General features: G+C 65.6%; 18 protein-coding genes. 14 read left to right on the top strand and 4 right to left on the bottom strand.

From position 1 onward, the window contains the following. Window positions 1-55: 55 nt before the first annotated feature. From H7F36_RS05755 to H7F36_RS05740, 4 genes are read left to right on the top strand one after another with little or no spacing between them, the layout of a single operon-like run. Window positions 56-829, top strand: coding sequence for an alpha/beta hydrolase (locus H7F36_RS05755; RefSeq protein ID WP_261802509.1), 774 nt, complete (start codon window positions 56-58; stop codon window positions 827-829). Window positions 830-866: 37 nt separating this feature from the next. After that, the gene (locus tag H7F36_RS05750; RefSeq protein WP_187053778.1) at window positions 867-1,208 is read left to right on the top strand and encodes a phosphopantetheine-binding protein; all 342 of its coding nucleotides are present in this window, start codon (window positions 867-869) and stop codon (window positions 1,206-1,208) included. Further along, on the top strand, window positions 1,205-2,446 hold the full coding sequence (locus H7F36_RS05745) for a beta-ketoacyl-[acyl-carrier-protein] synthase family protein (protein ID WP_187053777.1): 1,242 nt from the start codon (window positions 1,205-1,207) through the stop codon (window positions 2,444-2,446). The genes H7F36_RS05750 and H7F36_RS05745 overlap by 4 nt, the downstream gene beginning before the upstream one ends. A gap of 12 nt (window positions 2,447-2,458) precedes the next feature. Then, window positions 2,459-3,598 (top strand): sterol desaturase family protein, encoded by a 1,140-nt coding sequence (locus tag H7F36_RS05740; RefSeq protein ID WP_187053776.1) that lies wholly within the window; start codon window positions 2,459-2,461, stop codon window positions 3,596-3,598. A gap of 23 nt (window positions 3,599-3,621) precedes the next feature. Here H7F36_RS05740 and H7F36_RS05735 read toward each other — a convergent pair whose 3' ends face one another. Next, window positions 3,622-4,671: an aldo/keto reductase gene (locus tag H7F36_RS05735; RefSeq protein WP_187053775.1), complete on the bottom strand. Its 1,050-nt coding sequence runs from the start codon at window positions 4,669-4,671 to the stop codon at window positions 3,622-3,624. Between the two features lie 74 nt (window positions 4,672-4,745). Here H7F36_RS05735 and H7F36_RS05730 point away from each other — a divergent pair, with 74 nt between their 5' ends. Then, complete coding sequence (locus tag H7F36_RS05730) at window positions 4,746-5,600, top strand: PA4780 family RIO1-like protein kinase (protein ID WP_187053774.1); 855 nt, start codon at window positions 4,746-4,748, stop codon at window positions 5,598-5,600. Between the two features lie 14 nt (window positions 5,601-5,614). Here H7F36_RS05730 and H7F36_RS05725 read toward each other — a convergent pair whose 3' ends face one another. Beyond that, window positions 5,615-7,903: a heavy metal translocating P-type ATPase gene (locus H7F36_RS05725; RefSeq protein WP_187053773.1), complete on the bottom strand. Its 2,289-nt coding sequence runs from the start codon at window positions 7,901-7,903 to the stop codon at window positions 5,615-5,617. A gap of 129 nt (window positions 7,904-8,032) precedes the next feature. Between H7F36_RS05725 and H7F36_RS05720 the strand changes: the two genes are divergently transcribed. From H7F36_RS05720 to creC, 4 genes are all read left to right on the top strand, one after another. Beyond that, window positions 8,033-8,227: a heavy-metal-associated domain-containing protein gene (locus H7F36_RS05720; protein WP_187053772.1), complete on the top strand. Its 195-nt coding sequence runs from the start codon at window positions 8,033-8,035 to the stop codon at window positions 8,225-8,227. A 75-nt stretch (window positions 8,228-8,302) separates the two neighbouring features. Next, window positions 8,303-8,650, top strand: coding sequence for a Cu(I)-responsive transcriptional regulator (gene cueR, locus H7F36_RS05715; protein WP_261802613.1), 348 nt, complete (start codon window positions 8,303-8,305; stop codon window positions 8,648-8,650). Window positions 8,651-8,735: 85 nt separating this feature from the next. Next, on the top strand, window positions 8,736-9,581 hold the full coding sequence (gene creB / locus H7F36_RS05710) for a two-component system response regulator CreB (RefSeq protein ID WP_187054815.1): 846 nt from the start codon (window positions 8,736-8,738) through the stop codon (window positions 9,579-9,581). Between the two features lie 4 nt (window positions 9,582-9,585). Continuing rightward, window positions 9,586-11,061, top strand: a complete 1,476-nt coding sequence (gene creC / locus H7F36_RS05705; protein WP_187053771.1) for a two-component system sensor histidine kinase CreC — start codon at window positions 9,586-9,588, stop codon at window positions 11,059-11,061. Here the strand turns inward: creC and H7F36_RS05700 are convergent. Next, a complete protein-coding gene (locus H7F36_RS05700) occupies window positions 11,054-13,393 on the bottom strand; it encodes a penicillin-binding protein 1A (RefSeq protein WP_187053770.1) in 2,340 nt (779 codons plus the stop codon). The genes creC and H7F36_RS05700 overlap by 8 nt on opposite strands. A 43-nt stretch (window positions 13,394-13,436) precedes the next feature. Then, the gene (gene creD, locus H7F36_RS05695) at window positions 13,437-14,834 is read right to left on the bottom strand and encodes a cell envelope integrity protein CreD (protein ID WP_187053769.1); all 1,398 of its coding nucleotides are present in this window, start codon (window positions 14,832-14,834) and stop codon (window positions 13,437-13,439) included. Window positions 14,835-15,041: 207 nt separating this feature from the next. On the opposite strand from creD, the gene H7F36_RS05690 reads away from it, so the two are divergent. The 5 genes from H7F36_RS05690 to H7F36_RS05670 all read left to right on the top strand — a co-directional run bounded on the left by H7F36_RS05690 (window position 15,042) and on the right by H7F36_RS05670 (window position 21,225). After that, window positions 15,042-17,174 (top strand): VIT and vWA domain-containing protein, encoded by a 2,133-nt coding sequence (locus tag H7F36_RS05690; protein ID WP_187053768.1) that lies wholly within the window; start codon window positions 15,042-15,044, stop codon window positions 17,172-17,174. Between the two features lie 18 nt (window positions 17,175-17,192). Next, entirely contained in the window at window positions 17,193-18,104 is a 912-nt protein-coding gene (gene xrtQ / locus H7F36_RS05685; protein ID WP_187053767.1) for an exosortase Q, read from the top strand. Then, on the top strand, window positions 18,085-18,699 hold the full coding sequence (locus H7F36_RS05680; protein WP_187053766.1) for a hypothetical protein: 615 nt from the start codon (window positions 18,085-18,087) through the stop codon (window positions 18,697-18,699). Before xrtQ ends, H7F36_RS05680 begins: the two co-directional genes overlap by 20 nt. Window positions 18,700-18,730: 31 nt before the next feature. Then, window positions 18,731-19,996 (top strand): biosynthetic peptidoglycan transglycosylase, encoded by a 1,266-nt coding sequence (locus H7F36_RS05675; RefSeq protein WP_187053765.1) that lies wholly within the window; start codon window positions 18,731-18,733, stop codon window positions 19,994-19,996. A 92-nt stretch (window positions 19,997-20,088) separates the two neighbouring features. Next, entirely contained in the window at window positions 20,089-21,225 is a 1,137-nt protein-coding gene (locus tag H7F36_RS05670; RefSeq protein ID WP_187053764.1) for an ABC transporter ATP-binding protein, read from the top strand. Window positions 21,226-21,299: the final 74 nt, after the last annotated feature.

Here is a 21,299-nt window from a genome sequence, read left to right as displayed (position 1 = left end):
TGTCATTGGACACGACCACGGCTTAGATCATTCAACGGCCAGTCGCACAGCGGTCGTGCTGCTGCACGGCTTGTGCAGCACGCCCGATGAATTGCAGGGCGTGCAAAGCGCGCTGCGCAGCGTGGGTTACTCGGTGCACCCGATGTCGATCGATGGCTACTCTTTCAATCCAGGCGTCGAGAAGCAAAAAGCAGCTCCGTTCGAGCAGTGGATAGATTCGATCGAACGTCGCATCGACGCACTGCGCACGTCACACGAGCGCGTGATGCTGGTCGGTATTTCAGCCGGCGCATCGCTTGCGCTGGCCGCAGCCATCCGCTGCGAGCGCCGCGTCGATGCACTGCTGCTGATGTCGACTACTTTGCGCTTCGACGGCTGGGCCGTTCCGCGCTGGCAGTTCTTGCTGCCGTTGGCGCTGTACACGCCGCTCGGCCGTTTCTGGAAGTACCGTGAGCGCGCGCCTTATGGCGTCAAGAACGAGCGTGTGCGCGCATGGATCGAGCGCGAACTGCGCACGCGTCGCATTTCCAGTGCAGGTTCTTCGGTGATCGGTATCGCACACATGCGCGAACACCATCGCCTGATGCGCCACGTGCGCAGCCAGCTTGGCCGCGTGGTCTGCGATCACGTGCTCGCGCTGCATGCGCGGCAGGACGAAGTGGCCAGCGTGGGCAACCTCGATCTGCTTGCGCGCGGACTGCGCTCCGCTTCTTTTCGTGCCGTGGTGCTGGGTGACAGCTATCACATGATCACCATCGACAACGACCGCCATCAAGTGGTCCGGCACGCCCTCGAGTTCGCTTCGACCATCGCGCACAGCGCTGGCTGACGCACGGACTCTCACCATCGGCACACAGGAGATCCACATGACCGCAACGACAACCTCGACGACGTCCGCGACATCGCCCACATTCAACACCATCGCCGGCATTTTGCGGAGCGACTTCAAGGTCGAGGCCGCAGCCGTTCAACCGACGACGACGTTGACCGACCTCGGCCTCGACTCGCTGGCGTTGATGGAGTTCGTCTTCGCTGTCGAAGATGCGTTTCACCTGCGCATTCCGGAAGAGCGTCTCGACCCCCGCGAGGCCGGCATCACGTTGCAACGGCTGTGCGAAGTCATCGACGATCTGCCCGCGCCCGCAGCGACCCCCGTGGCACCGCTTGCGAACGCGATGAAGCCGGTGCTGAGCTCAGCACGCGCATGAGCAACGGCCAGGGCGCACGCATCGGCGTGAGCGGCATCGGCCTCGTCACGCCGCTCGGCCACACGCTTGCGCAATTCGACGACGCGCTGTTCGCGGGTCGTTCTGCGGTGCGCGCGCTCACGCTTGAAATCGAAGGGCTCGATGCGATGCAGCTCGCCGTCGCATCCTGCGACTTCGACGACTCCGAACGCAGCACATCGCGCTTGCCGCTCGACCGCGGCACGGCCATGGCCATCGCTGCGGCACGCGATGCATTCACCATGGCGGGCCTGGCCGAAACGCCACCCGACGGCGAACGCCTCGGCGTGTATTGGGGCAGCGGCATGGCCGGCTCGGCGAGCTTCGACGAAACGGCGATCGCGCTGTATCGCCACAAGCGACGCATCCGCCCGACCGCGGTGCTCACGACCATGCCAAACGCCGCCGCGGCCGAGCTCGGCCTGCTGTTCGGTGCGCGTGGTGCGGCGTTGAGCTATGCCTGCGCATGCGCCTCATCGGCTGTCGCTATCGGCGAAGCGATGCGCGCGATAAGAGGCGGCTGGATCGATATCGCGATCGTCGGCGGGCACGAGGCCATGCTCACGTCCGGCACGATGGCTGGCTGGCATTCGATGCGCGTCACCGCGCAGCCACCGGCGGACGACCCTTCGACTGCATGCCGTCCGTTCTCGGCCGACCGCGTCGGCTTCGCTCTCGGCGAAGGCGCTGCTGCGCTGGTGATCGAATCGGAAGCGCACGCCTTGGCGCGCGGCGTGAAGCCCACCACCTTCCTGAGCGGCTACGCCACCAACTGCGACAGCGTGCACATGACCAACCCCGATGCGGGCGGCCAAGTGCGTGCCATGCGCGCCGCGTTGCGTGATGCCGGCCTCGATGCAGCCGACATCGGCTACATCAACGCGCATGGCACCGCCACCGGCGCCGGCGATGCGGCAGAGGCAATCTCGGTGAACGAGGTGTTCGGCGATGCCGTGCCGGTCAGTGCGACCAAGGCGATTCACGGCCACCTGCTGGGCGGCGGCGGTGCCGTCGAGCTGGTTGCCACGCTGCGCGCATTGGAGCGTCGCAGCGTGCCGCCGACGGCCAATCTGCAGACGCCCGATGCGGCGTTCGCGCTCGACTTCGTGCGCGGCGCCGCGCGCGCGGCACCGCGGCTGCGGCACGCCATTTCGAACTCGTTCGCGTTCGGCGGTACCAACGCCGTACTGGTCGCGAGTCGCGCCAGTCTCACCGACTGAGCGAAGCATCTCGTGCATCGTCTGGTGGTGTTGGTGGTGCCGGTATTCGCGTTGCTCATGGCGCTCGAGTTCGCCTGGGGTTGGCGTAAGCGGCGCAACACCTGGCGGCTCAACGACAGCATCAGCAGCCTGAGCCAGGGCTTGTTGAGCCAGGCCGCTGCGGTCTGCACGCAGCTCTTTCAAATCGGCCTCTACGCGATGGTGTTTCCGCTGGCGACGCGGTGGATCCATCCGCCCGGCGAAACTTTCTGGGACAGCGCCATCGGCTGGGTTCTGGCCGTGGTGCTGTTCGACTTTTGCGACTATTGGCTGCACCGTGCGGGGCACGAGTCGGCCGTGTTCTGGGCAGCGCACTCGGTGCATCACCAGAGCCAGGACTTCAACCTCTCGACCGCGTTGCGGCAAGAGAGCACGGTCGCGTTGTTGGGCTGGCCGTTCTACCTGCCGATGGCCTTGCTCGGCGTGCCACCCGAGCAGTTCGGCGTGGCGGGGCTCATCGTGCTGGTCTACCAGTTCTGGATTCATACCGAGCACATCGGCAAGCTCGGCTGGTTCGATCGCGTGTTCTCTTCGCCGTCGAATCATCGCGTGCACCATGCCGTCAACGACGAATACATCGACCGCAACTACGGCGGCATGCTGGTTCTGTGGGACCGGATGTTCGGCACCTTCGCCGAAGAACGCACGCCCTGCGTGTACGGCACGCGCAAGCCGCTGGACAGCTGGAGTCCCATGCGCGCGGTGTTCGGGCCGTATGTACCTTTGCTGCGCGATGCCTGGCATGCACGGCGCTGGCGCGACAAGCTGCGCGTGTGGTTCAAGGCGCCGGGGTGGCGACCGCCCGATGTGGCGACGCGCTTTCCCGAACCACCGTTCGCGCTCGATGCAGTGCGTCGCTTCGATCCTTCGCTTTCGCGTGTTCAGCAGTGGACCGGCGCCGCGCACTTCATGCTGTGGGTCGCCGCGATACTTGCCTTCCTGTGGCAGGCAGACGCGCTGTCGTTCGGTGTGGATGCCGCGCTCCTCGGCTGCGTGGCGGCGGGGTTGTGGGTGACCGGCGCAGTGCTTGGTGCAACCGTCGGTTTGCGACGGGCTTGGGCGGTGCAAACGGTGTTGCTGACCCTATCGGTCGTGCTGCTAACGAAGGCTTGACGCGAAGAGCGCCAACTCCACGCTTACCGTGGCGCAGCCCGCTCCGCCATCTGCCCGCGCCGCAATTCCCCCTGCCGCTCGAACATCCACCCCGGATATTCAGGCGCCAGTGCGCTGGCATCGCCGATCTTCTTCAGCTCGTCCTCGCTCAACGACACCTTCGTTGCAGCCATGTTGTCGGTCAGCTGATCGGGTCGCTTGGCGCCGAGGATCACGCTGGTCACTTGCGGTTGATGCAGCAGCCACGACAGCGCGATCTGCGCCACCGACACACCTCTGGCTTCAGCGATCGGCCGCATCGCGTCGACGCAATCCCAGGCACGCTCCTTGTTCACCGGCGGAAAGTCGAACTCGACGCGGCGGCTGCCGGCTTCGCCTTTTTGCTCTCGGCCGAACTTGCCGCTGAGCAGGCCGCCGGCCAGCGGGCTCCACACCATCAGGCCGACGCCTTCGCTCTTCAGCATCGGCACGATCTCGCGTTCGAGATCGCGGCCGGCGACTGTGTAGTACGCCTGCAGCGACTCGAAGCGCGCCAGCCCGAGCCGCTCGGAGATGCCGAGCGCCTTGACGATTTGCCACGCGGCCCAATTCGACACGCCGACATAGCGCACATGGCCGTGGCGCACCAGCTGGTCGAGCGCGCGCACCGTTTCCTCGATCGGCGTAGCCGGATCGAAGCCATGAATTTGATACAGGTCGATGTACTCGAGCTGCATCCGCTTCAGGCTCGCCTTGACGCCGTCCATGATGTGGCCACGCGACGCACCACGCGCATTGGGGCCCTTGCCCACGTCGCTGAACACCTTGGTCGCGACCACGATGTTCTCGCGCGGGACCTTCAGGTTCTTCAGCGCCTGACCGGTAATCTGTTCCGACAGTCCGCCCGCGTACACATCGGCCGTGTCGATGAAATTGATACCGCCGTCGATCGCCTGGCCGACCAGCCGCTCGGCATCGCTCTGCTGCAGGTCGCCGATCTTTCCCCAGATGCCGTCGCTGCCACCGAAGGTCATCGTGCCGAGGCAAAGTTCAGAAACGAAGAGGCCGGTTCGGCCCAGAGGGTTGTGTCGCATGAAAGGACTCCGTTGAAGGATTGAGAAGAAACCAGAAGGGAAACCGAGCTGGCGTACAGAGCAGAATACGCCGGATGAAAGCACCTCCCAGACTTCAGGTTTTGGTCGACGAAGGCCTCATCGACACGGTCGTGCGCCAGTTGATGAGCGGCAAAGAGGCGATGGTCTACGTCGTACGCAGTGGCGACGAGACGCGCTGCGCCAAGATCTACAAGGAAGCGACGAACCGCAGCTTTCGCCAGGCCGTCGACTACACCGAGAACCGCAAGGTCAAGAACTCGCGCCAGGCCCGCGCCATGGCCAAGGGCACCAAGTTCGGCCGGCAAGCCACCGAAGCCGCCTGGCAAAGCGCCGAGGTCGACGCGCTCTACCGCCTGGCCGCGGCCGGCGTGCGCGTGCCCACGCCCTACAACTTCGCCGAAGGCGTGCTGCTGATGGAGTTGGTGACTGACGCCGACGGCGACGCCGCGCCGCGCCTCAACGACTGCGTGTTCACCGCTGACGAAGCGCGCGGACACCATGCGACGCTCGTGAAGGAAGTCGTGCGCATGCTGTGCGCCGGTGTCGTGCACGGCGACTTGTCGGAGTTCAACGTGCTGCTGGCAGCCGACGGCCCGGTCATCATCGACTTGCCGCAGGCGATCGACGCGGCCGGCAACAACCACGCCAACCGCATGCTGCTGCGAGACGTCGCCAATCTGCGCAATTTCTTCGGGCAGTTCGCGCCGGAGTTGCTGAAGACGAATTTCGGCGACGAGATCTGGTCCCTGTACGAAAGCGGCGCCCTACAGGTCGAGACGCCGCTCACCGGACGCTTCGCGCGCCAGACCGGCCCGGTCGATGTGGGCAACGTGCTGCGCGAAGTCGACGACGCGAAAGCTGAAGAAGCGGCGCGCCGCGTGCGGATGCAGTTGCAGCCGGTGCGCTGAAACCGACCTGCGCGCTATCGACCGCTGCGACGACCTTCGCGCTTGAGCAACAGCGCATTCGCCATCACGCTCAGGCTCGAAGCCGCCATCGCCGCCCCCGCCACCACCGGGCTCAGCAAGCCGAAGGCAGCGAGCGGGATGCCGGCCACGTTGTAGGCGAAGGCCCAAAACAGGTTCTGCCGGATCTTGGCCACGGTGCGCGCCGACACGTCGAGCGCCTCGGCCACCAAGGCGAGATCGCCGCGCATCAGCGTGATGCCGGCGGCTTCCATGGCGACGTCGGTACCGCCGTCCGGGTTTGCCATCGCGATACCGACATCCGCGGCGGCAAGCGCCGGCGCATCGTTGACGCCGTCGCCGACCATCGCAACGACATGGCCGCCTTGCTTCAGCGCGGTGACTTGCGCGGCCTTGTCGGCCGGCAATACGTCGGCGAAGACGTCATCGGCTGCGATGCCCAGCCGTGCTGCCATGGCATGCGCGGCCTGCGCGTTGTCACCCGAAATCATGACCACACGCAGGCCCCGCCCATGCAGCGTGGCGATGGCCTCGGCAGCATGCGGCTTGGGCTCGTCGGTGAAGGCCAGCAACGCGACGGCCTGGGCCGCGTCGCTGGCATCGAAGCGCAGCAGCGCCGACACGGTGGCGCCGTGTGAGTGCAACCGCTCGAGCGCGGTCGCATCGACCGCCACACCGAGCTCCGCACACCAGCGCAGGCTGGCAAGGGCCCAACTCTGACCGGCGACGTCGCCACGCACACCGCGACCTGGCCATGACCTGAGCCCATCGAGCGCATACGCCGTCATGCCGCGCCGCGAAGCGGCATCGGTCACGGCGCGCGCAAGCGGATGCGCGTTGCCGCCTTGCAGGCCCGCAGCGATGGCCAGCCATGCTGCTTCGTCTTGTGCAATGCCGTCTGCAGTGGATGCGCCCTTGCCCGCTTCGAGCGACGCCAGCGCAGTCAGCACGGGCCGCCCCAACGTCAACGTGCCGGTCTTGTCGAACGCCACCGTGTCGACACGGCGCGCCATCTCGAGCGCACTCGCATCCTTCACCAGGATGCCCCGCTTCGCCGCCATGCCGGTGCCGGCCATCACAGCGACGGGCGTCGCCAGGCCAAGCGCGCACGGGCAGGCGATCACCAGCACCGCGACCGCGTGGATCATCGCGATCTCCACGCCACTTCCATGCAGCATCCAGCCTGCGAGCGTTGCCAGCGCGATGAGCAACACCACCGGCACGAAGACCGCGGCGATCCGATCGACCAGTCGCTGAATCGGCGCCTTGGCCGCCTGCGCGTCCTCGACCAGCCGAATGATTCGCGCCAGCACGCTCTCGGCACCGACGGCGCGCACTTCGATCACCAGCCGACCATCGCCGTTGATCGAGCCGCCGGTCAGCGAATCTCCGGGCCGCTTGGGCACTGGCAGAGGCTCGCCGGTGAGCATCGCTTCGTCGACCTCCGACTCGCCTTCGAGCACGCGTGCATCGGCCGGAACGCGCTCGCCGGAACGTACCGCAAGACAATCACCCTTCATGACCTCTGCGAGCGGTACGTCGCTCTCGACAATCCGGCCACCGCGCGTGCCGGGCTCCGCGAGCAGATGCGCTGTCTCGGGCCGCAACTGCTGCAGCGCACGAATGGCAGACGTCGCCTGCCGCTTGGCACGCGCCTCCAGCCACTTGCCGAGCAGCACCAGCGTGATGACCACGGCCGATGCCTCGAAGTACAGATGCGGCACGCCGCGCCACCACAACCACAGCGACAGTCCAAATGCCGCGCTGGTGCCGAGTGCGACCAGCAAGTCCATGTTGCCGGAGCGCGCGAGCACCGCATGCCAGCCTGCGCGATAGAAGCGAGCGCCCAGATAGAACTGCACCGGCGCAGCCAGCAACAGCTGCGCCCACGCCGGCAGCATGAGGTCGATGCCGAAAGGCATGAACAGCATGGGTGCCAGCAACGGCGCCGACAACAACATGCCCAGCGCGATCGGCGCGAAGCCTTGCCAGGGCGATGCCGCCGCCGCGTCGGACAGCGCAGCGGCCGCTTTCGCCGAGCGCGGCTCGTAGCCGGCAGAACGCACCGCCCGTCGCAACAATGCATCGAGCTCGCCGACTCCCGAGGGCAACGACGAGGCGACCACCCTCGCCGACTCCGTCGCGAGATTGACGCTGGCACTGAGCACGCCGGGCACCCGATCGAGCGCTTTCTCGACGCGCGCGACGCACGACGCGCAGGTCATGCCGCCGATGGCGATGTCGAAGGTTTGCGAGGGAGCCGGGGTAGCCATCGAAGAATCCATGCCCGGAGACTAAAGCCTCACACCATGGCAAGGTCAAGTTGCAAATGAGACCCTGCGCTGGACATTGACATCGTGAGAAGGTTCAAACTCGGAGTTCTGTTCAATCGTCGAATCCAAAGGAGCATCAAGATGAGTCAGAAATTCAACGTCACCGGCATGAGCTGCGGACACTGCGTGAGCACGGTGCAAAACGCGGTGCAGGCCGTCGATCCTGAAGCGCAAGTGACCGTCGATCTCGAGACCGGCCATGTCGACGTGCTGAGCCTGCAGCCGCGCCAGGACATCGTTGCCGCCATCGAAAACGCCGGCTACCGGGTGCAATAGGTGCGCAGCGCCGACATCAGCCCGGTCCATGTCGCGATAGGAGAAGCAGCGCGGCGCTCCGGCGTGTCGGCACGCATGGTGCGGCACTACGAAGGTCTCGGATTGCTGCCTTCAGTCGCACGCACCGACAGCGGTTACCGACAATACAGCGATGCCGATGTGCACAGCCTGCGCTTCATCAAGCGGGCGCGTGATCTCGGTTTTTCGATGGGCGAGATAGGCGAGCTGGTCGGTCTGTGGCACAACCGCCGTCGGGCCAGTGCCAGTGTCAAGCGCATCGCACAGCAGCACCTGAACGAACTCGAACAGCGCATCGTCGACATGCAGGCCATGCGCAGCACGCTGGCGCATCTGGTGCATTGCTGCCATGGCGATGCGCGGCCCGATTGCCCGATCCTTGAAGACCTTGCTGGGTCGGCCTGAACACTTTCGGATTGGAGACGAGCGCCTGACGCAGCTACCCGACCCGGTGAGCGCAGGCCGCGAAGGCGCGGCTACGATGCCGGGCATGTCATCCCCGCATCCGCCATCGATTCCAACGCCGCCATCGGCGTCATCCAAACTGCGCATCCTGATCGCGGAAGACGAATCGGGCATTGCCGACACACTGCAGTACGTACTCAAGTCCGATGGCTTCGAGCCGGTGTGGTGTGCCACGGCGCAAGAAGCCATCGCGCAATTCACCGCGCAGCCGCCAGCCCTGGCAATCCTCGACATCGGCCTGCCCGACCTCAACGGCTTCGAGCTCTTCAAGCGGTTGCAGGCCATCACGCAAAGCACCGGCGCACCCGAAGTGCCGATGATTTTCCTGACCGCGCGCAGCGACGAAATCGACCGCGTGGTCGGGCTCGAATTGGGTGCCGACGACTACATCGCCAAACCTTTTTCGCCACGAGAACTGGTGGCACGGGTGCGGACCGTGTTGCGGCGCAGCGTGCGGCATGTGGGCGTTGCGCCCACGGCCACAACGGCAGCCGCTCCTCTTTCACCGACCATTGCACCGACCATCGCATCGCCCGCAGCGATTACGCCTGTCGTCGTCGGCAAGACACCTTTCGCCCTCGACGCCGAGCGCATGCAAATCCGCTACTACGGCCGCCCGCTCGAACTCTCGCGCTACGAGTACGGCCTGCTGCGCCTGCTGGTGCAGCGGCCCGGCCGCGTCTTCACGCGCGACGAGTTGCTGCAGCACGTGTGGGACGACGCCAGCGACAGCTTCGACCGCACGGTCGATGCGCACGTCAAGACCTTGCGTGCCAAGCTCAAGGCGATCGCGCCCGACGTCGAGCCGATCCGCACGCTGCGCGGCACCGGCTATGCGTTGAACGAAGACCTGCCGCCTACACCGGTTTGAGCGCGTGAGCCGGAGAACCCGTATCTTCATCGGCGTCCTGCTGATCTACAGCGCGGGCATCGCGTTCCTGCTGTATCGTGTGGTGCTCGATATCAATCCGCGCTACCGCGAGTCGGCCGAAGAGTCGTTGGTCGACACGACGCAGCTCATGGCCAGCATGGTGGAGCAGGACGTAATCGCCGGTGCCATCAATCCGGCCCGGCTCGACCCCATCTTCAAATCGGTCTACGCGCGCGAGTTCTCCGCGCAGATCTACAACCTGCACAAGAGCCGCGTCGAGTTGCGCGCCTACGTGACCGACCGCAACGGCCGAGTGCTGTTCGATTCGCTCGGGCGCAACCAGGGCGCCGACTACTCGCAATGGAACGACGTGACGAAGTCGCTCGCCGGCCTCTACGGCGCCCGCACCTCACGCGACGTCGAGAGCGATCCGCGCACCTCGGTGATGTACGTCGGCGCGCCGATCCGCTGGAACAACGAGATCGTCGGCGTCGTCAGCCTTGGCAAGCCGGTGCAGAGCTTCGGCCAGTTCATCGAGGACGCGCGGGCGCGCACCTTGTGGGTCGGTGCCGGATCGGCCGCGGCGCTGCTGCTCTTCACGCTCATCCTCTCGGTGTGGCTGGTGCGACCCTTCGGCCTCACCGCCGACTACATTGCATGGCTGCGCACGCAGCGCGGCTTTCATCCGGTGCGCATGGTGCGGCGCGCCATCGTCATGGTGCGCGGCGCGTTCGGAGAAATGCGCGACGCCCTCACCGGCCGCAACTATGTCGCCGACTACGTTCAGACCTTCACCCACGAGATCAAGAGCCCGCTCTCGGCGATTCGCGGTGCGGCCGAGCTGATGCAGGAAAGCAGCATGCCCGAGGCCGAACGCGAGCGCTTCCTCGGCAACATCGCGCAAGAGACCGAGCGCATCCAGCAGATCGTCGACCGCATGATGGAGCTCACCGCGCTGGAGACACGCCGCGTGCTGGACCGTACCGAGCCGGTCGCGCTCGGCGTGCTGCTGCGCGAGGTGGCCGACAGCGCCGGCACCAGCGCTGCGGCGCGCGGCATCACAGTGCAGGTCGACGGTCCGCGAGAAGACCTCGGTGAGTTGTATTGCGACGGCGATCGGTTCCTTTTGCAGCAGGCCGTGAGCAACCTGCTCGCGAACGCGATCGATTTTTCGCCTGACGGCGCAGGGGTCACGCTCGCACTGCGTGTAGCGAGCCGCAACGTTGTCGTCACCGTACGCGATCACGGGGCGGGCATCCCCGACTACGCGCAATCCAAGGTGTTCGAGAAGTTCTATTCGCTGGCGCGTCCGCACACGCTGAAGAAGAGCACCGGCCTCGGACTGGCCTTCGTCAAGGAGATCACCGCGTTGCACGGTGGCCGCATCGAGCTGACGAATGCGAAGGGCGGCGGGGCGATTGCGACGTTGACGTTGCCGCTGTCTTATCTGGCGAGGGACACGAATCGAACCGTCACTTGAACATGTCGAGAATCCGGTTGCGCTCCTCGACGGGCGCAACCGGTGCGACCTGCTCCCCCGCCAAGGTTTCCGCTGGTGCAGTCGGGTTCGCATCCAGACCCAGGCTCGCCACGCCGCGCCCCGGCCCGTAGTCGTCGAAGAACACCTCGCCGTCCGCGTGCATCAGCCCCGGCGGCTCGGGAACTTCAGCGACCTTCACACCTTTGAGCGCGGCCTGCATGTAGCCGACCCAGATCGGCAAGCTCAGGCTGCCGCCGGTCTCGCCGCGCACACCGAGCTTGCGCGGCGTGTCGTAGCCGACCCATGCGATGCCGACCATCGTCGGCTGGAACGCCGCGAACCAAGTGTCGACCGAATCGTTGGTCGTGCCCGTCTTGCCGTAGATGTCGTCGCGCTTCAGTGCTTGATAGGCCTTGGCGCCGGTGCCGCTTTTCATCACGCTCTGCAGCAAGCTGTCCATCAGATAGGCATTGCGCTCCGGAATGGCGCGGTTGCTCTCGTCGAGCACCGGTGGCTTCACTTCGCTCAGCACCTTGCCATCACGATCGGTCACGCGCACCACCAGGTGCGGATCGACACGGTGGCCACCGTTGGCGAACACCGAGTAGGCGGTCGCCATCTGCATCGGCGTCACCGAGCCCGCACCCAGACCCATCGGCAGGTACGCCGGATGCTTGTCCTTGTCGAAGCCGAAGCGCGTGATCCAGTCTTGCGCGTACGCCGTGCCGATCGACTGCAGCACGCGAATCGTCACCAGGTTCTTCGACTCCTGCAGCGCATGCCGCAACGACATGGGACCGTCGTAGGTGCCTTCGAAATTCTTCGGCTCCCACGGCTGGCCGCCGATGGTGGCCGCATCGAAGAAGAGCGGCGCATCGTTGACCAAGGTCACCGGCGTAAAACCTTTCTCGAGTGCGGCTGAATAGATGAAGGGCTTGAAGCTCGAGCCTGGCTGGCGCCACGCCTGCGTCACGCGGTTCATCTTGCTCTTGCCGAAGTCGAAGCCACCGACCATCGCCTTGATCGCGCCATCGCGTGGATCGACTGCGACGAACGCACCTTCGACCTCGGGCAGCTGCGCCATCTCCCACGTGTTGCGTGGCGCCTTCATGACGCGGATCACCGCGCCGCGGCGCACCTTGATGTTGGGGCCGGCCTTGTCGGAAAGACCGAGCTGGCCGAGCCGCAGGCCATCGCCCGTGATCTGCAGGATGTCGCCGTTGCCGCGCACCGCAGTCACCAACTTCGGTGCCGCGGTGAGCACCACGGCGGACATCACGTCGTCGTTGTCCGGGTGATCGGCCAATGCGTCGTCGACCGCATCGTCGAGCGCCTTGGGGTCGTCTGGCAAATCGACGAAAGCCTCGGGGCCGCGGTATGTCTGGCGTCGCTCGTAGTCCATGATGCCCTTGCGCAACGAGCGATACGCCGCCTGCTGATCGGCCGCCACCAGCGTGGTCTGCACCGACAGGCCGCGCGTGTAGATGCTGTCGCCGTACTGCGCGTACATGAGTTGCCGCACCGTCTCGGCCACGTATTCGGCGTGCGGCCGGTTCGGGTCCGACGCATCGCGCAGATGCAGCGGCTCCTGCCTCGCCTCATCGGCTTGTGCAGCGGTGATGAAGCCGGTGTCCTTCATGCGGTCGATCACATGGAGCTGCCGCGCACGCGCGCGCGTCGGGCTGTTGATCGGGTTGGCGGTGCCGGGCGACTTCGGCAGGCCGGCCAGCATCGCGGCTTCGGCCACCGTGATGTCCTGCAGGGGCTTGCCGAAGTAGACCTCCGACGCGGCCGCGAAGCCATAGGCCCGGTTACCGAGGTAGATCTGGTTCAGGTAGATCTCGAGGATCTGGTCCTTGCTCAATCGACTCTCCAGCTTGAAGGCGAGCAGCGCCTCATAGACCTTGCGGCTCAGCGTGCGTTCGGAGCTCAGATAGACGTTGCGCGCCACCTGCTGCGTGATGGTGGAAGCGCCTTGGCGCATGCCGCCTCGTAGATTGGCTAGCACCGCGCGCATCAGGCCGAGCGAATCGACGCCGCCGTGCTCGTAGAAGCGCGCGTCTTCCACCGCGAGCACCGCGTCTTTCATCGACTTGGGAATAGACGCGATCGGCGTCAGCGTGCGTCGCTCTTCGCCGAATTCGCCGATCAGCGTGCCTTCGGCCGAGAAGATGCGCAGCGGCAGCTTCGGCCGGTAGTCGGACAGCGACGATACGTCCGGGAGCTTGGGATAGATCACGGCCAGCGCGACACCGCCCACGAGCAGCAGCGACACCGCGCCGGCCGCCACAGTAACGGCAGTCCATTTCAAAAGCTTGCGAATCGGAACCATGCGAACCTCAATATCTGAATAAATGTGTCGACGCGGCCAGACGTCACGGAGTGCGGGTGTCTAGCTGGCCCGTTGTTGCGTTCGACAGCGCGTACCAGTCGACCTTGCGCGTCGCCAGCATCAGTACCGCCAGCATGCCGAACACCAGCAAGGCGCCGAGCAATAACGCATTGCTCTCGGAAGCGAGCAGCCCGTACAGCGCGCCATACAACAGCGCCACGAAGGCAGCGAAAGAAGCGCCGCGCCGCCAGCCGCCGAGCACCGAGCTGAAGTACACGGCGAGCAGCGACACGCTCGCTGTTGCAGCAACAGAATAGGCCTGCCAGAACAGGAGCTTTTCAGACAGCGCCAGCAGCAGCAGGAAGAACAGCGCGATCGAAAGGCCGACCAGACCGTATTGCACAGGATGGAGCCGCAACTTGCGAAAAAGTTCGAACATGAAGCCGGCCATCAGCACGAGTCCGACGAAAAGCCCTCCGTACTTTACGGCGCGTGTCGACATCGCGTACACGTTGAGCGGCTCTGCCAGCGTCACGTCGAAAGTTTCCAACGCGTTGCCCTGGGGCCCGCCCACACCAGAGCGCACCTGCTCGCGCGCCGCGCTCACCAGCGAAGAAACGCGCCAGTGTGCGTCGAAGCCCTGAGGCGTCACGCTGCGCTCCGATGCCAGAAAACGTCCACCGAAGCTCGGCGCGGCCCATGGCGAGGTGATATGCGCAGTCGTGTCGTCGGCGATCGGCGCGATGGACAGCGTCTCTTGCCCGACCAAGCCAAGCTTCAAAGTAAACGGCAGCGCTTCTCTCGCGCTCCACGCTTTCAACGCGCCACCGGCCAGCGGCGCATGAATACCGCCAGCGAGCCATGCATCTTTTTTGCCAAGGCCCGGAACGCGCTGCATGAAGCGCAGCCTTTCGCCAGCCAGCGTCAGCGCCGGTGAGCCATCGAGGCCACGCAAATCGCTGACGCCGAGAGCGAGGTATGGCGTGCCCGCTTCAATCGTGGACCCGGTTTCGCTGCGCGGGATCGACGCTGGATCGAAGACGGCAAAGCGCCCTTCCATCCCGGCATTGAAGGTATAGAACAGCACGTTGAAGATGCCGCGATAGCGCTGCTGCGGCGCCATGGTGCCTTCGATGCGAAGCGTCTCTGGAAACACCATGTGCGTGAGCGATTTGGTCTTCCCTACAGTGCCCGTTACGTTGCCGGCGCTGTTGCGCTGTTCTTCGGACCAGCGCTCGGTGTACGGGACGATGAGCAGCGGCGCGACCAGCGTCTGCGGACCGGCGTAGGTCTGGCCGAGCTCTTCTGCTGCTTCCCGTCGACTGCCACCGCGCTCGTTGATCAGCGATCCGATCTCGGCCAGCGGGATGCACAACAACAATGTCAGCAGCACGAGCACACCGATCTTGAACAGCACTGAATTGCGAAGGTTCTTGAACATTTTTTTCTCTCCCTGGATGTGGAACGACCCGATGCTCGCCTCGCCATCCGAAGTCCGTGTGAAGTGCATCGACAGCGTCACTTCACACAGACTTCACACCAGGCGTGCGGCCTTCGAAGTCACCGCGCGAAGGCTTCATTGCGGCTTCTCCTTGGGCTCCGACATTCGACTCCGTGCACCGTTGCACGCACCGGAGAAGAAGCTGTCATGGACACCTGCCACAACCTAAACAACAACGACAACAACGACGCGTCGACCCGTCCGGGCCGCTGGCTCTGGGCGATCACTGTGGGCCTCGCTACGCTGGGCTTCGTCGCCCTCGGCATGCGGCCATTGCATGCCCAGGAAGCACCCGGCCCGCGCCTCAAAACCGAGAGCCCGTATTTCTTCGTGAAGAGCGACGACCCGACGGTCGACCGCCTGCCGCTGAAGGGCACCGAGGTCAAAGTGCACATAACGGGCGTCATCGCCGACGTCACGGTCACGCAGCACTACCGCAACGAAGGCCAGCGCGCCATCGAAGCCAAGTATGTGTTCCCCGGCTCGACCAAGGCGGCGGTGAACGGTCTCAACGTGCGGCTGGCCGATCGCCTCATCACCGCGCAGATCCGCGAGAAGCTTCAGGCGCAGATCGAGTACGACACCGCAAAGAAAGAAGGCAAGACGGCCGCGCTGCTCGAACAGCATCTGCCCAACGTGTTCCAGATGAACGTCGCCAACATCCTGCCGGGCGACGACATTCAGGTCGAGCTGCGCTACACCGAGTTGCTGGTGCCGCAGGCCGGTAACTACCAGTTCGTCTTTCCGACGGTGGTCGGCCCGCGCTACAACAGTCCGCAGTCGTCGCAGGCCAACGCGAGCTGGGTCGCGCAACCGGTGTTGCGTGCGGCCGTGCCGCCGGGCACGATCTTCGCCATGAAGGTGGCGATCGACACGCCGATGGGCATCAAGGAAGTGCGTTCGCGCACGCATGGCATCGACGTGAAGAAGGGCGATGCAGACAAACACGCGGACGTCATCTTGACGCAAAGTGCAGAGCCGGCGGACAACCGCGATTTCGTGCTCGACTACCGCTTGGCTGGCGAGAAGATCGAATCCGGCCTGATGCTCTACAAAGGCCAGGGCCAAGGTCCGAACGGTGAAGCCGCGGAGAACTTCTTCCTCGCGATGGTCGAGCCGCCCAAGTCGGTCGCGGCCACCGCCATCACGCCACGCGACTACATCTTCGTCGTCGACATCTCGGGTTCGATGCACGGCTTTCCGCTCGACACGGCCAAGGTCGTGCTCCGTGAACTGATCGGCGGGCTGCGCACCAGCGACACCTTCAATGTGTTGCTGTTTTCAGGCAGCAACAAGATGCTGTCGCCGCACTCGGTTCCGGCGACGCGTGCCAACATCGAACAGGCGCTCGCGACCATCCAGAACTACAGCGGCAGCGGCAGCACCGAGCTCATCCCCGCGCTGAAGCGCGTCTACGCCGAGCCCAAGCAGCCCGACGTGTCGCGCACCGTGGTGGTCATCACCGACGGCTACGTGACGGTCGAGCGCGAGGCCTTCGAGCTGGTACGCAAGAACCTGTCGCAAGCCAACGTGTTCGCCTTCGGCATCGGCTCGTCGGTCAACCGCAGCCTGATGGAAGGCATTGCGCGGGCCGGCATGGGCGAGCCCTTCATCATCACCGACCCGATCCAGGCCACCGAGCAGGCTGCGCGCTTTCGGCGCATGGTCGAGTCGCCGGTGCTGGCCAGCGTGAAGGCGAAGTTCGAAGGCATCGATGTGTACGACGTCGAGCCGACTGCGTTGCCCGACGTGATGGGCGAGCGCCCGGTAATCGTGTTCGGCAAGTGGCGCGCGAACTCGGATGGTGGAGCGCCCAAGGGCCGCATCGTCATCGAAGGCCGCAGCGCCAACGGCCCGTACCGGCACGAACTGAAGGTCGACGGCGCCGTGCGTCAAGACACCGCCGCACTGCGCAGCCTGTGGGCACGCCACCGCATCGCGTCGCTGAACGACCAGGAAACGCTGGAAGGCGGCGACAGCTTCAAGCAGCGCATCACCGATCTCGGCCTGCAATACAGCCTGCTCACGCAGTACACCAGCTTCATCGCGGTCGACAAGGTGGTGCGCAATGTCGCGCCGCAAAACACGGCGGGCGTCGACCAGCCGGTGCCGTTGCCCAAAGGCGTGAGCGAGCTGGCTGTCGGCGGCGCCACGCTCGGTGCCGAGGTGCCGAGCACACCGGAGCCCGAGACGCTCGGCGCCATCGCGGTGGTGCTGTCGATGCTCGCGATGTTGCGCCGCCGCGCGCGCCGGCTCGACGACCGCCGCTTTACGGCTTGAAGCGGGCGATCGCACACCATGACACTCGCTCACCTCGCACAGCACCATCCCCGTTTCGTGGACTGGAGCATCCAAGTCGATCGACTGCCGGCCGCCGGCTGGCTCGCACTGCAGTTCGCTGCGCTCACGCCGACCTGGTGCTGGATGGTCATCCGCATGCGCGACGGCTCGGACGATCCGCTCGGCGCGCTGGCCCTCGCTTCGCTGGCCGTGCTGGTCTGGCATTTTCGAAACGAGCTGCGCGCGGCGCCGCGGCTCGGGTGGCTGGCGCTGGCAACGGGCGGTACGTTGGTTGCCGTCGTGGCCCGCACCGGCCTCGGCGTCGTGGCTGCTCTGCCGCCGCTCGCGGCCGGTCTGCTGGCCGTGCTGGCACTGGCCTGCGGCCTCATCGCCTTTTTGCCGAAGCGCATCGCCGCGTTGCCGGTGGCAGGGCTGGCGGTGCTGGCATTGCCACTGCTTTCGTCGCTGCAGTTCTATGCGGGCTACCCGTTGCGCGTGGTCACGGCCGAAGCCAGCCGATGGCTGCTGATGCCGGGCTTCGAGGTGATGCGTGAAGGCAGCACGCTGCTGGTCGATGGCCGCATGGTCATCGTCGACGCGCCGTGCTCTGGCGTGCAGATGGTCTGGCTCGGCTACTTCACCGCTTGCGTAGTCGGGCTGTGGGTGCGACGCACCGACCGGCAGTTCGCGGCGCGGTTGCCCGTGGCCGGACTGCTGGTGCTCATCGGCAACATCGTGCGCAATGCGGTGCTGGTCGCGTTCGAAGGTGCGGGACACGCGCTGGCGCCCTGGGCGCACGACGCGTTCGGCTTGCTGCTGCTTGCGCTGGTCTGCGGCGGCATCGCCTGGGCCATGGCGAGGCGGACGACCAAAGCCATCCCCGGCTTGATTTCATTCCCAGGAGGCCGCCATGTCGATGCCCCTCTTTGACCGTTGGTTCGCCAATCGCTTCATCCACCGCGCAGTGCACAAGAGCCTGTTCGGCGCGGCCATGCTGCTGTGTCTCGTGTGGAGCACTGCCTCCGGCCTTCGTGCCCCACCCGACGCCCAAAAGCCCGTAGCAGCCTTCCACGAATGGCCGCGCGAATGGGGCGGCGTGCCGCTGCGCCCGCTGGCTTCGAGCGAGGTCGAGCACCGCTTCGCCGACCGCTTTCCGGGCGCCATCGCGCGCATGACCGACGGCGAGCAGATGTTCGTGCTGCGGCAGGTCGAGGCGCCGACGCGCATGCTGCATCCCGCCGCCGATTGCTACCGTGCGCTGGGCTATCGCATCGTGCAGGCGCGGCTGGAACGTGATGCGCAAGAACGGCTGTGGCGCTGCTTCAACGCCCAGCGAGGTGCCACGCGCATTGCATCGAGCCACCTAAGCCAACAGGGACAAACCCTGCGTGTCTGCGAGCGCATCGTCGATGCGAAGGGCACTTCTTTCACCGACACTTCAGCCTGGTACTGGGCGGCGGCCAGCGGTCGCTCAACCGGGCCGTGGGAGGCCGTGACCGTCGCCCGCGTCACAAGACCGATGTAAGGTCATCGAATAAAGAGAGGGCGGAAAAACCGTGAAGAAGACGCTGCGTTTCGTGCTGTTCGGGCTGCTGGCCCTGGTGATCACCACCTGTGTGGCGGCAGCGTTGATCGCGCGCTTTACTCTGGCACCGGCGGCCGGTGAGTGGCAGACGCGCATCAAGTTCGGGCCGGTCGATTTCGATGTCAGCGTGCCCTCGGCCATCCGCGTGGCCACTTCGCCGTGGTTCGCGCCGTGGCTCGACGGCCGCTCGCTCGACACGCGTTTCGGCACCGTGCATTTCGCCTGGAACGACAGCGTCGGCGCACTCGAACTGCGGTGTGCGCCGTGCAGTGCGTTGCTGCCGGCACTGGGCTCTGCACCGATCCGGCTGGACCGCCTGACCGCCACCGTGCGTCGCGATGGCAACGCGCTGGCCGGCACGCTCGAGGCAACACCTGCAGCCAATGTCGGGGCCACCGGTGCCACTCTTTTGCGCGGTAACTGGGATGGCCGCCTCACACCCAAGTCACTGCCCATCAACGTCGACCTGCCCGATGCGCCCATCGCACTCTGGTACGCGGTGCTTGCGCCGGCGTTGCCCGAGCTGCAACGTGCCCGCATTGGCGGCAGCGTGGCGATGCGCGGCCAGTTCACCCTGCCCGCCGGCACCTTCGCGCTGCAGCCGCGCATCGCGCAGTTCACCGTCGAAGGGCTCGGCACCGAAGCGATGCTCGGCGCCCGCACCAGTTGCGGCGCGCCCGCCAAACTGAGCAACGACAGCTGGCTGGCACGCGCCGTCATCGCCGCCGAAGATCAGCGCTTCTTCACCCACACAGGCTACGACCTGACCGAACTCACCGCCTCCATCGACAGCAACCAGAAGAGCGGCCACGTGGAGCGCGGCGGGAGCACCCTGACCCAACAGCTGGCCCGACTGCTCGTCACCGGCGCCGACCGCACGGCAGAACGCAAGCTGCGCGAGCTGCTCTACGCCGTCGAGATGGAGCAGACCCTCGGCAAGGCGCGCATCCTCCAGCTGTACCTCGACAACGCACCCTGGGGCACCGACCTGTGCGGTGCCGACTCGGCCGCCAAGCGCTACTTCAAGCGCAGCGCTGCCAAGCTCGAACCGGCGCAGGCCGTCTGGATGGCCGCCATGCTGAACAACCCGCAGGTCGCCGTCGAGAAATGGCAACGCGATGGCAGCATCGACGCCGCCCGCGCCAAGTGGGTCGCCGAAGGAGTGCGTGGCGTGACCCGTTTTCAGCGCGATGCGCTGCTCAAAAACGTTGCCGCGGCCAAGTTCGCACCGCCCTGATTTGGGTGCCGATCGGGTCTTCCAGACATCGCACCACTAAAGTGCGCAAGAGCGTTCGCACAACTGGCACATGTCTTGCACAACCGCATCAAATGGATGCTGTCACTGCCCTGCCGCCCGCGGCTGTCGAAATCGTCTCGCTGACCAAGCAATACGCTGTTGGCACGCCTGCGGCCGTCGACCAGATCGACCTGCGCATCGCCAGCGGAAGCTACTGCTGTCTGCTCGGCCCTTCGGGCTGCGGCAAGAGCACGACCTTGCGCATGATCGCCGGCCACGAGTCGGTGTCGAGCGGCGACATCCTGCTGGACAACCGCAACATCACCGACTTGCCCGCCGCAGCCCGCGGCACGGCCATGATGTTCCAGAGCTTCGCGCTCTTTCCGCATCTCTCCGCGCTCGACAACGTCGCCTTCAGCCTGAAGATGAAAGGCGTCCGCAAGGTCGAGCGCCACAAGCAGGCGCGTGACCTGCTGGAACGCGTGGCCATGGGACACCTGGCCGAACGCAAGCCGGCCGAACTCTCCGGTGGCCAGCAACAGCGCGTGGCGCTGGCGCGCGCCCTCATCACCGAACCGCGCGTGCTGCTGCTCGACGAGCCACTCTCGGCACTCGACCCGTTCCTGCGCATCCAGATGCGCGCCGAGTTGCGCCGATGGCAAAAGGAACTGGGCCTGACCTTCATCCACGTCACGCATTCCCAGGAAGAAGCGATGGCACTGGCCGACACCATGGTCGTCATGAACCACGGGCTCATCGAACAGGTCGGCTCGCCGCACGATGTGTACAACCATCCGGCCAGCGAATTCGTCGCCCGCTTCATGGGAGGCCACAACGTGATCGACACGTCGAACGGGCCGATCGCGGTGCGCAACGACCACATGCTGATCACACCGGCCAACGAGCCCATCCAAGGCGCGAACGCCGTGGCCGCGCAGATCACCGACGTCGAATACCAGGGCACCTATGTGCTGCTCGGCCTCGAGTTGCTGCAAGGCGCACCGGGCCGCAAGACCGTGTCGGTGTTGCTGGGCGAAGCGCCGTTTCTGGCCCGGCCGTACGTGCAGGGCGAGCAGGTCACGCTGTCGTGGCACGAAGCCGATGCGCGCGTGCTCGGCCCCGGCGTCAAGCGGCCTTCGGAGCGCGGTGAACGCAGGGCGCCACCGTCTTCCAACGCGGTGCCGGCCGTCCGCGATGCGACTGCAGTGCTGACGGCCATTCCCGCCTGACGGCACGTCGGCAACGCTTCGACCACGCGTCCTCGACTCTTCCGATACCGCTCCCGATTCCCGCGATCCCGTTC

This window comes from Variovorax sp. PAMC28562, from assembly GCF_014303735.1.
Classification (GTDB): Bacteria; Pseudomonadota; Gammaproteobacteria; order Burkholderiales; family Burkholderiaceae_C; genus Variovorax.
This window is presented reverse-complemented; position numbering and strand designations above follow the sequence as displayed.

Bases quoted from the DNA above. Each gene is read 5' to 3' on its own strand.
- H7F36_RS05725 (WP_187053773.1), bottom strand. From the start codon at position 7,903: ATGGATTCTTCGATGGCTACCCCGGCTCCCTCGCAAACCTTCGACATC.
- H7F36_RS05680 (WP_187053766.1), top strand. From the start codon at position 18,085: ATGTCGATGCCCCTCTTTGACCGTTGGTTCGCCAATCGCTTCATCCAC.
- creB (WP_187054815.1), top strand. From the start codon at position 8,736: ATGTCATCCCCGCATCCGCCATCGATTCCAACGCCGCCATCGGCGTCA.
- H7F36_RS05720 (WP_187053772.1), top strand. From the start codon at position 8,033: ATGAGTCAGAAATTCAACGTCACCGGCATGAGCTGCGGACACTGCGTG.
- H7F36_RS05730 (WP_187053774.1), top strand. From the start codon at position 4,746: ATGAAAGCACCTCCCAGACTTCAGGTTTTGGTCGACGAAGGCCTCATC.
- H7F36_RS05670 (WP_187053764.1), top strand. From the start codon at position 20,089: ATGGATGCTGTCACTGCCCTGCCGCCCGCGGCTGTCGAAATCGTCTCG.
- H7F36_RS05690 (WP_187053768.1), top strand. From the start codon at position 15,042: ATGGACACCTGCCACAACCTAAACAACAACGACAACAACGACGCGTCG.
- H7F36_RS05745 (WP_187053777.1), top strand. From the start codon at position 1,205: ATGAGCAACGGCCAGGGCGCACGCATCGGCGTGAGCGGCATCGGCCTC.
- xrtQ (WP_187053767.1), top strand. From the start codon at position 17,193: ATGACACTCGCTCACCTCGCACAGCACCATCCCCGTTTCGTGGACTGG.
- cueR (WP_261802613.1), top strand. From the start codon at position 8,303: ATGGTGCGGCACTACGAAGGTCTCGGATTGCTGCCTTCAGTCGCACGC.
- H7F36_RS05735 (WP_187053775.1), bottom strand. From the start codon at position 4,671: ATGCGACACAACCCTCTGGGCCGAACCGGCCTCTTCGTTTCTGAACTT.
- H7F36_RS05750 (WP_187053778.1), top strand. From the start codon at position 867: ATGACCGCAACGACAACCTCGACGACGTCCGCGACATCGCCCACATTC.
- H7F36_RS05700 (WP_187053770.1), bottom strand. From the start codon at position 13,393: ATGGTTCCGATTCGCAAGCTTTTGAAATGGACTGCCGTTACTGTGGCG.
- creD (WP_187053769.1), bottom strand. From the start codon at position 14,834: ATGTTCAAGAACCTTCGCAATTCAGTGCTGTTCAAGATCGGTGTGCTC.